The sequence below is a fragment of the Collinsella aerofaciens genome (assembly GCF_015548375.1).
GTDB lineage: Bacteria > Actinomycetota > Coriobacteriia > Coriobacteriales > Coriobacteriaceae > Collinsella > Collinsella aerofaciens_AB.
In genome coordinates this window covers 59,433-73,292 of the sequence record NZ_JADMWW010000002.1, presented here as the reverse complement: position 1 = coordinate 73,292, position 13,860 = coordinate 59,433, and the positions used below count along the sequence as shown (strand labels likewise).

Genomic DNA, 13,860 nt, shown 5'->3' with positions numbered 1-13,860 from the left:
CTTTCGATTAGCTAATTCCCACAAACATGCAGCCCGAGGTGGCGCCGCGCAGGCGGGCGGCGGGCTTGCGGCCGGCTTGAGCCGCCTCGACGGCGCGACGGACGCGAGCGACGGCACGGCCAATCTCATCGGCCTCGAGCAAGGTTCCGTCGACCATAAGACGACGGACGCCGGCGTCGAGCAACTGCGGTACCTGCGGCGTGAGGTCGATGGGGTAAGCATCGTACAAGCGAGAGCGGCCATGGATGTCGGTGCGTACGGGCATGACCTTGCCGTCGATATTCTTGAGCGAGAGCTTGCGGGCACGCAGGCGGCAGTTGGCGCAATCGTGGATGCAGCCGTTGGCAACCTGCAGAATGCAATGCTCGCTTGTCATGACGCGTGGGCGGCCAAAGACGGTGATGCCCAGAGTCGCGGGCGCGGCGGCGCCGAACGAGACAATCTCGTCGAGCGTGATCTCGGGCGAGAGCCAAAACGCACCGGCCCCGCGCTCGGCAAGCGCCTCCATGCAGGGCGTGTTGTGCACCGGCAGGCAAGAGCGAATCTCGGCCGTGGCGCCAACCTGGGCGGCCAGGGCAAGCTCAGAGATGTTGCCAATAGCGACCGTGGCGCCGGCAACAACCCACGGGTCGACGCGCTCGTGGTCAACGGCACGGCAGACCTCGTCGAGCACGGGCACGATGCCCTGCTCAAACGCATCGGCGGGGGAGAGCTCGGCCGCATCGAGCGCGTCGGTGGTCATGTAGATGCGCGTTGCACCCTCCGCTCGCGCTGCCTCGGCGGCCTCGAGCGAGGTGACGGTGGCGCAGATCTGCGGCTCGTCGCGGTAGTGCTCGGGCATGGGCCGCGTACATTTGTCGAGCACCGGCAGCTCGAGCGTGCGGGCACGCTCGTCATACGGTGCCAGAATGGCCTCCTCCAGCGCCTTGCAGGCGGCGGCGCGCACCTTGTGCACAGCGGAGAAGCCCATGCCGCAGCCCTTATCGAGCGCCACATCAAAGCTCGCGGACTCAAAGGGCGAGGACCCCATGCGGCCCACATGCTCTACCAGATCGGACGCCTCGACCGCGCGGGTCTTGGCGGCCTCGACGGTAAAGCCCGTGGCCGTGGCCGTAAGCGAAGGGGCGTCGCAGCAAGTAAGCGTGACGGCAAACGGTTCGCCCAAACGCGCCACAACGGTTACATCAACGGCGCGGCGGCGCAGCACATCGCGCTTGAGCGCGGCGCCGGCAGCGTCAATGGCGCGCTGGCTTCGAATCACGCGCACGCGGCAGCCCTCGGGCATGCTGCGAGGCACGCGGCACTCGATGATGTCACCGGCGGCGGCATCATCGGCGGCAATGGTGGTCAGGAACTGGTCAAACTCATTGTCGTGACGAAGCTCCAGCAGGTCGCCCTTGCCCACGGGCTCAAACAACTCAATGCGGGCGATGGCGGCGCGCCGACGGCGGTCGTCGGGCTTGAGGCCGCGCACATCGCGGTTGGCCGGGCGGCTGCCCAGCACCGTGCCCACGATCTGGCCGCGGTTGTTGGAGCGCTCGTAGCTCATCATCTCGTCACCCGAGGTACCGTCTTGGTAGGCGTGCGTAAAGTCGCGGTTAAAGCAGCGCTTGAGCTGTCGCTGGCGGGCCGCATCCTCATCCTTAGAGGTCGAAACATCGGCCAGCATGTCATCAATCTGATGACGATACACGTCGACGATGGAATACACGTAATCGGGGGCCTTCATGCGGCCCTCGAGCTTGAGCGATGCGGCGCCGGCGTCATACAGACGGCGAACAAGCTGCGAAGTGTTGGTGTCGCGCGGGCACAGCGCGCGCTCGCGTCCGGCAGGGGAGAGCGAGCGGCCGTTCTCGTCAATTAGCTTGTAGGGTAGGCGGCAGGGCTGGGCGCACATGCCGCGGTTGGCCGAGCGGCCAGCCATGGCAAAGCTCGACAGCAGGCACAGACCCGAGTAGCAAAAGCAGATGGCACCGTGGCTAAAGACCTCAAGGTCCACATCGGGCGCGGCGTTGTGAATGGCGGCGATCTCGTCGATGGAGAGCTCGCGCGAGAGAGTCACGCGGTCGGCGCCCTGCTCACGGCACCAAAGGGTTCCGCGGTCGTCGTGGATGTTCGCCTGGGTCGAGATGTGTGTCTCGATGCCGGGCATGGTGCGCTTGACCTCAAAGAACAGACCCCAGTCCTGGATAATGAAGGCGTCGGCGCCCAGCGTGGAGCAGCGATGGATGAGTTGCAGCGCATCGCCCATCTCAGACTGCTTGATGACGATGTTTACCGTGACGTAGACGCGCGACCCGGCTAGATGCGCGGCGCGGCAGGCTTGCTCAAAGGCCTCGTCGGTAAAGTTGGTTGCCTTGCGGCGGGCGTTGAAGCTGCCCATGCCGCAGTAGATGGCGTCTGCCCCGGCAGCGAGCGCGGCGGCAAAGGGCTCGGGCCCTCCGGCGGGCGCCAAAAGCTCGGGTCTGCGGTTGGTGGTTCGACTGGCGGTTGCGGTCATATCCTGCCTTTCAAAATGCTCAGATATTCAAAAGTATAGTGGTGCCGTTGCGGCAGGCGATGCCCGTGCTCCAAGCGGGATAAAGTCTTCAGCAGCTTAGGCTGGCTGACCCCGTGGAGAACCGTTCAGCTGCCAACGGGCGCCGTTGGGCGATAAAATATTCTCTCCAGCTGATAATATTCTTGCATCAAACAGAAACCTTGAGTACTATCCCAAATCAAGCGCGGTGTTCAGACCGAATTGTGCCTCCCGGTGCGAACGCCGCGCTCACGCTCTCTATCTGATCGTAAGGAGAAAAACATGAGCAAGACCGTCGTGTCTTCCGATAACGCACCCGCAGCCATCGGACCGTATTCCCCCGGTATCCAGACCGGCAACATGGTGTTCCTGTCCGGCCAGCTGGGCATCGACCCCACAACTGGCAAGATGCCCGAGGGCGTCGAGGCCCAGGCCAAGCAGTCCCTTGCTAACGTCGAGGCCCTGCTGACTGCCGCCGGCGCTACGTTTGCCGATGTCGTCAAGACCACGGTCTACCTGGCCGACATTGCCGACTTCGCTGCCGTGAACGAGATCTACGCCTCCAAGTTCGAGGCTCCGTTCCCCGCGCGCAGCGCTTTCCAGGTTGCCGCCCTTCCGGCCGGCGGTCTGGTCGAGATCGAGGTCGTCGCCGCTCTCTAAGGCGTTGACCACAACTAAACATGGCATGCAAAAAGACCCTGCAGCGTGTGAACTGCAGGGTCTTTTGTCAAGTGGCGGATCGCTTGTGGAGCCAAAAAGACTGCCCGCGCTCCATTTTGCTCGTTAGCCCTCCTTGCGGACTTTTTGCAGGTAGCGGTACACGCTGGGCTCCGAGATGCCCAACGCGGTGGCAGCGCAGGCCACGGCGCCCTTGAGCATGAACACCCCGTTGCCGTTGAGGTGGCGAATGACGTCCACGCGGTCGTTCTGACCAAGCGACGCTACATCCAGCCCGCGCGCGCTCAGCAACTCGGCAATGCTGCGGTCGATGAGCTCCTGGGTGGACTCCGAAAGGCTTTCGACCTCGATAGGGGCGGGCTCCGTGCGCGTCGGCGCTGCGTCGAAGCACGCCATGAGCTGCTGCGCCATGGCGTTGATGGAGCGTACGGTCGAGAGGTCGGTGTTGACGCAGAGCATACCGACGATCTCGTCATCCTCGCGGATAAAGTACGTCGCCGACTCCAACGTCTTGCCGCCGGCACCGCGCCCCTCGTAGCCCGTAATAAACGGCAGGTCGCGATACTTGGCGTCGTGCATGATCTTGAGTGCCAGATCGGTGGCGGGACCGCCGACCTTGCGGCCGCTCACGATGCCGTTGCGAATATCGACGATGGCGTGGTCGGGATCCGAGAAATCGTGCAGCACGATTTCGCTGTTTTTGCCGAGTATCTGCTCCAGAAAATCGACCATCGGCAAAAAGCGGCGTACGGTCTCGTTCACGGGCAACTCCTTTGGGTGAAAACGGAAATGTTCATAACAATTTTTTCTCATGGTAACACGCTGCCCACCATCTCGCATATTCGCAGGTACATTGCGTAATACAGACGAACGGTAGGAATTTGGCGGTAAACGGTCGACCAAAAGAAAAGTTAGATGTTATTTTGACCAGATACTTTCCTGACCTGCGGAAATGCGTTATTTCAGCTGAAGAATAGTCTGATAACAAAAAATTATTATTGAGAATGAGAATCATCTTTAATACGATATGCAATGAAGGCACAACCTCAACCCCGCACTGCGTCACAATAGAGCGTTAGATGCGAAAACAACTACTTCGAGGATTGGTGGTCAAATGACCCAGGAGACGGTTACGAACGGCACTGAAGCCCTGTTCACTCGCGAAGGTATGCCTCCCGTTAAGGAAATGATCCCGTGTGCCCTTCAGCACGTACTGGCATCGTTTGCCGGCATCATTACCCCGGCGGTCATCATGGCCGGCGTCTACGGCTTTAATAGCCAGCAGAGCACCGACATCATCCAGGTCGCGCTCATTCTTTCGGCGATCGACACGGCCCTTCAGGCCTTCGCTCCCTTCCGTCGCATCGGCGGCGGCCTGCCCATCGTCATGGGCGTTTCGTTCGCGTTTCTGCCGGCCCTGCAGGCCATGGGTGCCTCGGGCTTTAGCTTTGGTGCGCTGCTGGGTGGCGAGATCGTCGGCGGCGCCGTCGCGGTCCTCTTTGGTCTGGCCTACAGCAAGATCAAGTGGCTGTTCCCGCCTGTCGTGACCGGTACGGTCATCTTCTCCATTGGCGTCTCTCTCTATCCCACGGCTGTCAAGTATATGGCCGGCGGTATGGGTACGCCGCTGTGGGGCACCCCGCAGGCCTGGTGCGTCGCTCTTATCACCTTCGCCGTGGTCTTTGCGCTCGCCAACTTTGGCAAGGGCACGCTCAAGCTGGGATCCGTGTTCTTTGGCATGATCGTTGGTATGATCGTCTCCATCCCCTTTGGCATGATCGACTTCTCCAGCGTCGCCACCGCCCAGGTCTTCGCCCTTCCCAAGCTCATGCCCTATGCGCTCGAGTTTGATCCCGAGGTCTGCATTACCCTTGCCGTCGTGTTCCCCATGGTTGCCATCCAGGTTATCGGCGACGTCTCTGCCGCCTGCCTGGGCTCCATCGACCGTATGCCCACCGAGCGCGAGCTCTCCGGCGCTATCGTGTCCCAGGGCCTCACCTCTATGGTCGGCGGCCTGCTGGGCGGTCTTCCCACCAGCGCCCTTGGCCAGAACGTGGGCATCATCTGCTCCAACAAGGTCGTCAACAAGTGGGTCTTTGTGATCATCGCGGCCGTCTTTGCCATCGCCGGCCTGTTCCCGCAGCTCTCTGCCGTCCTTTCCGCTATCCCGCAGCCCGTCATCGGCGGCGCGACCGTCGGCGTCTTTGGCACCATCACCATGAACGGCGTGCGCATGTTCACCCGCGAGGGCCTCACGCAGCGCACCACCACCATCGTCGGTACCTCCGTCGTCTTTGGCCTGGGTATCTGGATGGCCAGCGGTTGCCTTGCCGGTGAGGGTATGCCCACCTGGGTGCCCACCGTCATCGGCTCCAATGCCGTAACCCCCACCGCCATCATGGCCATTGTCCTTAACCTGATCCTTCCGCAGACGCCGGTCGTGGCTCAGCACATCGATGCTGCCAAGGACGCTGCCGTGGATCTGGTCTTGCCCGAGAGCAAGAAGTAACCAATTCGGTGCTATTCGTCGGCGGGCGCATCGCCTCGTCCGCCGACGTCATGCGGTGCCAAGCCGCACTTCAAAGGGTTTGTCCCTTTGGTGAAGCGTTGACGGGAGAGGGCCCGTTTCCGGTGTAGGCCGGCGCTTCGCACTCCGCCATGTCAGAGGTGTCAAACCCCGCCCCTGATGTTGAAGGGAGCATTTATGCTTCTGGTCGCTAACGGTTCCGTCTTTACCCGCAATGCTCAGGCCCCGTTCATTCCAAACGGTGCGGTCGCCATTGACGGAGATACGATCGTCGAAGTAGGTCCCGAGTGCGAGCTCAAGGCCAAGTACCCGGATGCCGAGTACGTCGATGCCCGGGGCAACCTCATCATGCCCGGACTCATCAACTGCCACACCCACATCTACTCGGGTCTAGCCCGCGGCCTCGCCATTAAGGGCTGCAACCCCACCAACTTCCTGGAGAATCTTGAGCAGCAGTGGTGGAAGATCGACGACAACCTGACGCTCGACGGCACCAAGGCCAGCGCCTATGCCACGATTCTGGATTCCATCCGCGATGGCGTTACCACGATCTTCGATCACCACGCGAGCTTCTGCGAGATCCCGGGAAGCCTCTTTACCATTAAGGATGCAGCTCAGGAGCTGGGCATGCGTTCGTGCCTGTGCTACGAGGTCTCCGATCGCCGCGGCCAGGAAAAATGCGACCAGGCCATTGCCGAGAACGCCGAATTTGCCCAGTGGGCCGCCAAGGAGCGTCGCGACAACGACAACCACATGATCGCTGCCATGTTTGGCGGACATGCCACCTTTACACTTTCGGACGAGACCATGGATAAGATGGCCGAGGCCAACAACGGCCTGACCGGCTTCCACATCCATGTGTGCGAGGGCATGAACGACGTGTGGGATTCCCGCCTCAACCGCGGTGGTATCAGCCCCGTCGAGCGCCTGCTGCAGCACAACCTGCTGGGTCCCGACACCATGCTCGGCCACTGCATCCACGTGACGCCTGCCGAGATGGATATCGTCAAGGAGTCCGGCACCTGGCTCGTCAACAACCCAGAATCCAATATGGGCAACGCCGTAGGCTGCGCCCCCGTGCTCGAGTTCTTCCGCCGCGGCATCCCCGTGTGCATGGGCACCGATGCCTACACCCACGATATGCTCGAGAGCCTCAAGGTCTTCCTGATCATTCAGCGTCACAACGCCGCTATGCCCAACGTGGGCTGGTGCGAGGCAATGACGATGCTGTTCGAGAACAACGCCAAGATGGCCAGCAAGTACTTCGATCGCAAGCTCGGTGTGCTCGAGGCCGGCGCTGCCGCCGACGTCATCGTCATGGACTACAAGCCCTTTACGCCGCTGAGCGAGGAGAACATCGACGGCCACATGCTCTTTGGCATGATGGGCAAAAACTGCCGCACCACCATCATCAACGGCCGCGTCCTGTACAAGGATCGCGAGTTCGTTGGCATTGATGAGGACAAGATCAACGCGTGGACCATGGCTGAGTCCAAGAAGCTCTGGAGCACGCTCAACGAACGCACCTACTAATTACAAGTAGATTCACGCGCGTCGGATGTTTCGCCGCGTTCGACGCGCGTATAGGCGGCCTCCGCGGGGTCGCCGGCGCTGTGCTAGCGCTACACCGTATTTGCGCCCGTCGCGCGGTCTCGCCGGGCGTTACAGAGAGGAGCTCATTATGAGCGACATCATGAGGCCGATCCCGTTTTCGCAGCTGATGAACTGGATCATCGAGGAGCACAAGACTCAGGGCGCCGTCTTTGGCGTGCGCAAGATGGTCACGACCAACCAGGAGGGCGCGCTTCCCATTTTTGACGAGCGCATCGAGACTCCGTTTGGCCCGGCCGCCGGTCCCAATACGCAGCTGGCCCAGAACATCGTGGCATCCTACGTGGCCGGTTCCCGCTTCTTTGAGCTCAAGACCGTTCAGGTTATGGACGGCGAGGAGCTCTCCAAGTGTGTGAACAAGCCCTGCATCGTGGCGCAGGACGAGTGCTACAACTGCGAGTGGTCGACCGAGCTCGAGGTTCCGCAGGCCTTTGCCGAGTACGTGAAGGCATGGTTTGCCTGCCACCTGATCGCTCGCGAGTACGGCCTGGGCAGCCCGGATGGTTTTGTCTTCAACATGTCCGTGGGTTATGACCTCGAGGGCATCAAGAGCCCCAAGGTCGATGCGTACATTGAGGGCATGAAGGACGCCAGCGGCTCCGAGGTTTGGAACGAGTGCCGCACGTGGGCGCTCGCTAACCTGGACAAGTTTGAGAATGTCGATGCCGCGTTTGTCGAGTCCATCCCGGCGCGCGTCTCCAACTCCATTACCGAGTCCACGCTGCATGGCTGCCCGCCGGCGGAGATCGAGCGCATCGCGACCTATCTGATTACCGAGAAGGGTCTCAACACCTACATCAAGTGCAACCCCACGCTGCTGGGCTATGAGTTTGCTCGCCAGCGCCTCAACGAGCTGGGCTTCGACTACATCGTCTTCGATGACACGCACTTCCGCGAGGATCTGCAGTGGGTCGACGCTGTGCCCATGTTTGAGCGTCTGATTGCCCTGTGTGCCGAGCGCGGCCTGGAGTTTGGCGTCAAGCTGACCAACACGTTCCCCGTCGACGTGACGAGGAACGAGCTGCCCTCCACCGAGATGTACATGTCCGGCCGTTCGCTGTTCTCGCTGACCATCGAGGCCGCCCGTCGCATTACCGAGCAGTTCGATGGCAAGCTGCGCATTAGCTACTCTGGCGGTGCTACGGTCTACAACATCCGCGCCCTGTACGATGCCGGCATTTGGCCCGTCACCCTGGCGACCGACGTACTCAAGCCTGGTGGCTACGAGCGCTTTAGCCAGATGGCTGGCGAGTTTACCGACCTGGATGGCAAGCCGTTCGCGGGCGTCTCTCTCGAGGCCGTGACTGCGATCCAGACCGACTCGCTCACCAACCCGCTCTACAAGAAGCCGCTGCGCCCGCTGCCCGACCGCAAGGTCGCCGGCAAGAGCCCGCTTTCCGACTGCTTTACCACGCCGTGCCGCACGAGCTGCCCCATCCAGCAGGATATTCCCGCCTATCTGGCGGCTGTTGACGAGGGCCGCTACGAGGACGCACTCAACATCATCATCGAGCGCAACGCCCTGCCGTTCATCACCGGTACCATCTGCCCGCATCCCTGCGGCCGTGCCTGCGAGCGTGCGTTCTACGAGCCCGAGGGCGCCCAGATCCGCGCCAGCAAGCTCAAGGCCGCCCGCGAGGCCATGACGGCCGTGCTGCCCAAGCTGCGCGCCCAGGCCATCGCCAACGACGGCGAGCGCAACGTTGCCGTTATCGGCGGCGGCCCGGCCGGCCTGGCGACGGCGTTCTTCCTGACGCGTGCCGGCGTGCCCGTCACCATCTTCGAGGCCCGCGATTCGCTCGGCGGCGTGGTCCGTCACGTGATCCCCGAGTTCCGTATCGCCAGTGACGATATCTCTCACGATGCCGAGCTCTGCTTGGCCTTTGGCGCCAAGGTACAGCTCAATGCTCGCGTGGATTCCATTGAAGAGCTCAAGGCCCAGGGCTTTACCAACGTGGTCGTGGCCACCGGTGCCTGGATGCCCGGCTCTGCGGGCTTGGGCGAGGGTGCCGAGCTCGACGTGCTGGAGTTCCTCGAGGCCGCCAAGAAGGGCGAGAAGCTCGAGCTGGGCGAGGATGTCGTAGTCATTGGCGCCGGTAACACCGCTATGGATGCGGCTCGCGTGGCCAAGCGCCTGGCTGGTGTGAAGAACGTGCGTCTGGTGTATCGTCGCACCAAGAAGCAGATGCCCGCCGACGAGGAAGAGCTTGATCTTGCTCTTGCCGACGGCGTTGAGTTCTGCGAGCTGCTGGCGCCCAAGGCACTCAACGGCGCCGTGCTGACCTGCGACGTTATGGGGCTTGGCGAGCCGGATGCAAGCGGCCGCCGCAGCCCCGTCGCCACGGGCGAGACCGTCGAGCTTCCCGCCACCACGGTGATCTGCGCCGTGGGCGAGGGCATCGATGCCAGCCTGTACGACGCCGCGGGCGTCGAGCACGACCGTCGCGGCCGCCTTGCCGCCACCTCCACCGGCGTCGAGGGCGTTTGGGCTGCCGGTGACTGCCGTCGCGGTCCGGCCACCGTGGTCGAGGCTATCGCCGACGCCGCCGAGGTCGCCCGCGCCATCGCCGGCGTGGACTTTAACAAGTACGCCGACTGCAACGAGCAGGCCGGCCGCGAGGACACCTGCTACGAGCGCAAGGGGTCGCTGTGCCGCGACAAGCGCAACTGCACCAAGACCCGCTGCCTGGGCTGCGGCTTGGTGTGCGAGGTCTGCTGCGATGTGTGCCCCAACCGCGCCAACGTGGCAATTAAGGTGCCGGGCCTGGCCAAGCATCAGGTCGTCCATGTCGACGGCATGTGCAACGAATGCGGTAACTGCGCCGTGTTCTGCCCCTACCAGGAGGGTCGTCCCTACAAGGACAAGCTCACCCTGTTCTGGAGCGAGCAGGACATGGAGAACTCCGAGAACGAGGGCTTCCTGGCCGTGGACGAGGACCACTTTAAGGTTCGCGTCGCCGGCACGGTCCGCACCGTCTCGGTCGATGCCGTCAACACCGGTCTTCCCGAGGCCGTCCGCCTGACCATCAGGGCCGTGCGCGACAACTATTCGTACCTTCTTAAGAAATAGGCGAGTCTCTTATGGCCAAATCCATTCAACATAACGTGGCCTACGTTGCCTGCGGAAGTGGTTGCGCTTCCGCAGGCGGCGACGCCCGCTGCAGCGAAGGCTGCATTGGCTGTGGCGCCTGCGTCACGGCCTGCCCCTACGGCGCCATTGCGCTGGTCGATGGCATCGCCCGCGTGGATCGCTCCAAGTGCACGGGCTGTGGCCTGTGCGGCATGGCGTGCCCGCAGCGCGTGATTGCCTTCGTTCCCGGCTACCAGAACATTCTGGTGCGCTGCAACAACACCGATAAGGGCGCCATCGCTCGCAAGATCTGCGACACGAGCTGCATCGGTTGCGGCATGTGCGCTAAAAAGTGCCCTGCCGGCGCTATCCGCATCGAGGACAACTGCGCCCATATCGACGGCGTGGACTGCCTGTCGTGCGGCATGTGCGCCGTCGTCTGCCCGCATGGCGCCATCCACGACCGCACCGGCATCGCCGCCGGCGTGTAGAAGGGAATCACCATGGCACAGGAATTCACTTTTACCGTTAACGGCGTCGAGCGCACGACGACGGAGAATAAACCGCTGCTGCGCTACCTGCGCGACGACCTGCATATCCATTCCGCCAAGGATGGCTGCTCCGAAGGCGCTTGCGGCACCTGCACCATCCATGTGGACGGTGCGGCCGTCAAGGCGTGCGTACTGACCACCGCTCTTGCCGCCGGTCGCAACATCGTGACCGTCGAGGGCCTGCCCGAGGACGTGCGCGAGGCCTTTGTGTACGCCTTTGGTGCCGTGGGCGCCGTGCAGTGCGGTTTTTGCATCCCCGGCATGGTCATGGCGGGCGCGGCGCTCATTGCTGAGGACCCCGAGCCCACCGAGGAGCAGATCAAGTACGCCATTCGCGGTAACGTCTGCCGCTGCACCGGCTACAAGAAGATCATCGAGGGCATTTCGCTGGCAGCTGCGGTGCTCCGCGGCGAAAAGCAGATCGACGAGGACCTGGAGCGCGGCGACGACTACGGTGTGGGCAAGCGCGCCTTCCGCATCGACGTGCGCAAGAAGGTGCTCGGCGAGGGCAAGTATCCCGACGACATCGACGAGCTCGATCAGCCGGGCCTGACCTATGCTAGCGCCGTGCGCTCCAAGTATCCGCGCGCCCGCGTGCTCTCCATTGATACCTCCAAGGCCGAGGCCCTGCCCGGTGTGGTGGGCATCCTGCGCGCCGAGGACGTGCCGGTCAACCAGGTCGGCCACCTTATCCAGGACTGGGATGTCATGATCGCCCAGGGCGATATCACCCGCTGCGTGGGTGACGCCATCGTGCTGGTGGTTGCCGAGGACGAGGCGACGCTCGAGAAGGCTAAGAAGCTCGTAAAGATTGATTACGAGCCGCTGGAGCCCGTGCGCAACATTGTCGAGGCTAGGGCTGCCGACGCCCCGCGCCTGCATGACAGTTTCTTTGCCTTTGGCAACACGGTGGAACTCAAGGACAACGTGTGCCAGAGCCGTCACGTGACGCGCGGCGACGCCGCCAAGGCGCTAGCGGAGAGCGCGTTCACCGTGACGCAGCGCTTTACCACGCCCTTTACCGAGCATGCCTTCTTGGAGCCCGAGTGCGCCGTCGCCTTCCCGTACAAGAACGGCGTCAAGGTGCAGTCGACCGACCAGGGTGCCTACGATACGCGCAAAGAGTGCGCCCACATGTTTGGCTGGGACAACGAGCCCGAGCGTGTGGTTGTCGAGACCATGCTTGTGGGCGGCGGTTTTGGCGGCAAGGAGGACGTTTCGATCCAGCACCTGGCCGCGCTTGCTGCCTATAAGCTCCAGCGTCCTGTGAAGTGCAAGCTCACACGTGCCGAGTCGCTCGCGTTCCATCCCAAGCGCCACGCCATGGACGGCACCTTTACGCTGGGCTGCGACGCCGAGGGCAACTTTACCGGTCTGGACTGCGAGATCAACTTTGACACCGGCGCCTACGCGTCGCTGTGCGGCCCGGTGCTCGAGCGCGCCTGCACGCATGCCGTCGGCCCCTACAAGTACCAGAACACCGACATTCGCGGTTTTGGCTACTACACCAACAACCCGCCCGCCGGCGCGTACCGCGGCTTTGGCGTTTGCCAGTCCGAGTTTGCGCTCGAGAGCCTGATCGACCTGCTGGCAGAGAAGGTCGGCCTGGATCCGTGGGAGATTCGTTACCGTAATGCCATCGAGCCGGGTGAGGTTTTGCCCAACGGCCAGATCGCCGATTGCTCCACGGCGCTGAAGGAGACGCTGCTCGAGGTCAAGGATGCCTACTATGCGCATCCCGGACACGCCGGTATCGCCTGCGCCATGAAGAACGCCGGCGTGGGCGTGGGCCTGCCCGATGCCGGCCGCTGCAAGATCCGCATCGAGAACGGCGTGGCCGTGGTCTATGCCGCCACGTCCGACATCGGCCAGGGCTGCAACACCGTCTTTTTGCAGGACGTTGCCGAGGCATGCGGCCTGCCGCTGAGCTGCATCGCCAACGGCGAGTGCTCCACCGAGAACGCTCCCGACTCCGGCACCACGTCTGGTTCGCGTCAGACGGTCGTGACCGGCGAGGCCGTGCGCGGCGCCGCCTTCCTGCTGCGCGATGCCATGCTTGACATCGAGGCCGGCAAGCCCGCGCCCGATGCTCCCGTGAGTGCGCATGGCGACGGCGTCAAGATCGAGTACGACGACGGTCACGCCTATCAGCTGCGTACACAGGAACTCGTCGCCGGCCAGGGTATGCATCCTCAGGATCCCGCGGCCGCCATCAAGGCACTCGAGGGATGCGAGTTTGGCTACGTGTACCTGGAGCCGACCGACAAGCTGGGTGCGGATGTTCCCAACCCCAAGAGCCACATCTGCTACGGCTTTGCCACGCATGTGGTCATTTTGGATGATGACGGCCGCGTGAGCGAGGTCTATGCCGCGCACGATTCCGGCAAGGTGGTCAACCCCATCTCCATCCAGGGTCAGATCGAAGGCGGCGTGCTCATGGGTATGGGCTATGCGCTTACCGAGGACTGGCCGCTCAAGGACTGCGTACCCCAGGCAAGGTACGGCACGCTCGGGCTGTTCCGTGCGCCCGAGATTCCGGATATCCACGCCATTTACGTGGAGAAGGACGAGCTGTTGCCCGTGGCATACGGCGGTAAGGGCATCGGCGAGATCGCAACGATCCCCACGGCGCCCGCCGTGCAGAACGCCTACCACGCATTCGACGGCAAGCTGCGTCCGGATCTGCCCATGGTGGATACGCCGTACAGCCGCGCTCGTCACCGCGGGTAGAGTAGAGCGCGGACAGCCATTGCTGACTGCCGCCTGCGCTTGCCATCAACTGTATAAGCTGCGCCTTTGGCCCCAGCTCCATCGTGAGCCGGGGCCTTTTGCTTGAAGCACCTCCGCATACGGAAACTGCGTCCCAGATTTCGGCTCCAGAATGGGATGCGCTTTCCGGTTGGAG

At 62.8% G+C, this 13,860-nt stretch carries 8 protein-coding genes; 6 read left to right on the top strand and 2 right to left on the bottom strand.

Annotation, left to right across the window (positions count from 1 at the left end; translation table 11 throughout):
- Positions 1–7 precede the first annotated feature (7 nt).
- Entirely contained in the window at positions 8–2,500 is a 2,493-nt protein-coding gene (locus I1969_RS01570; RefSeq protein ID WP_195232295.1) for a U32 family peptidase, read from the bottom strand.
- A gap of 300 nt (positions 2,501–2,800) precedes the next feature.
- On the opposite strand from I1969_RS01570, the gene I1969_RS01565 reads away from it, so the two are divergent.
- Positions 2,801–3,178 (top strand): RidA family protein, encoded by a 378-nt coding sequence (locus tag I1969_RS01565; protein WP_195232293.1) that lies wholly within the window; start codon positions 2,801–2,803, stop codon positions 3,176–3,178.
- 123 nt (positions 3,179–3,301) lie between these two features.
- Here the strand turns inward: I1969_RS01565 and I1969_RS01560 are convergent, their stop codons facing one another.
- Entirely contained in the window at positions 3,302–3,958 is a 657-nt protein-coding gene (locus I1969_RS01560; RefSeq protein WP_271748017.1) for a helix-turn-helix transcriptional regulator, read from the bottom strand.
- A 352-nt stretch (positions 3,959–4,310) separates the two neighbouring features.
- Here I1969_RS01560 and I1969_RS01555 point away from each other — a divergent pair, with 352 nt between their 5' ends.
- The 5 genes from I1969_RS01555 to xdh all read left to right on the top strand — a co-directional run bounded on the left by I1969_RS01555 (position 4,311) and on the right by xdh (position 13,685).
- Positions 4,311–5,705 carry a uracil-xanthine permease family protein gene (locus tag I1969_RS01555; protein ID WP_006235052.1) on the top strand — a complete coding sequence of 465 codons (1,395 nt, stop codon included), beginning with the start codon at positions 4,311–4,313 and terminating at the stop codon, positions 5,703–5,705.
- 195 nt (positions 5,706–5,900) lie between these two features.
- Positions 5,901–7,256: a putative aminohydrolase SsnA gene (gene ssnA / locus I1969_RS01550; RefSeq protein WP_195232291.1), complete on the top strand. Its 1,356-nt coding sequence runs from the start codon at positions 5,901–5,903 to the stop codon at positions 7,254–7,256.
- A 148-nt stretch (positions 7,257–7,404) separates the two neighbouring features.
- Positions 7,405–10,404, top strand: a complete 3,000-nt coding sequence (gene ygfK / locus I1969_RS01545) for a putative selenate reductase subunit YgfK (RefSeq protein ID WP_195232289.1) — start codon at positions 7,405–7,407, stop codon at positions 10,402–10,404.
- 11 nt (positions 10,405–10,415) lie between these two features.
- On the top strand, positions 10,416–10,895 hold the full coding sequence (locus tag I1969_RS01540) for a 4Fe-4S binding protein (RefSeq protein ID WP_055285180.1): 480 nt from the start codon (positions 10,416–10,418) through the stop codon (positions 10,893–10,895).
- Positions 10,896–10,907: 12 nt separating this feature from the next.
- A complete protein-coding gene (gene xdh, locus I1969_RS01535) occupies positions 10,908–13,685 on the top strand; it encodes a selenium-dependent xanthine dehydrogenase (RefSeq protein WP_195232287.1) in 2,778 nt (925 codons plus the stop codon).
- Positions 13,686–13,860: the final 175 nt, after the last annotated feature.

Bases quoted from the DNA above. Each gene is read 5' to 3' on its own strand.
- I1969_RS01540 (WP_055285180.1), top strand. From the start codon at position 10,416: ATGGCCAAATCCATTCAACATAACGTGGCCTACGTTGCCTGCGGAAGT.
- ygfK (WP_195232289.1), top strand. From the start codon at position 7,405: ATGAGCGACATCATGAGGCCGATCCCGTTTTCGCAGCTGATGAACTGG.
- I1969_RS01565 (WP_195232293.1), top strand. From the start codon at position 2,801: ATGAGCAAGACCGTCGTGTCTTCCGATAACGCACCCGCAGCCATCGGA.
- xdh (WP_195232287.1), top strand. From the start codon at position 10,908: ATGGCACAGGAATTCACTTTTACCGTTAACGGCGTCGAGCGCACGACG.
- I1969_RS01555 (WP_006235052.1), top strand. From the start codon at position 4,311: ATGACCCAGGAGACGGTTACGAACGGCACTGAAGCCCTGTTCACTCGC.
- ssnA (WP_195232291.1), top strand. From the start codon at position 5,901: ATGCTTCTGGTCGCTAACGGTTCCGTCTTTACCCGCAATGCTCAGGCC.
- I1969_RS01570 (WP_195232295.1), bottom strand. From the start codon at position 2,500: ATGACCGCAACCGCCAGTCGAACCACCAACCGCAGACCCGAGCTTTTG.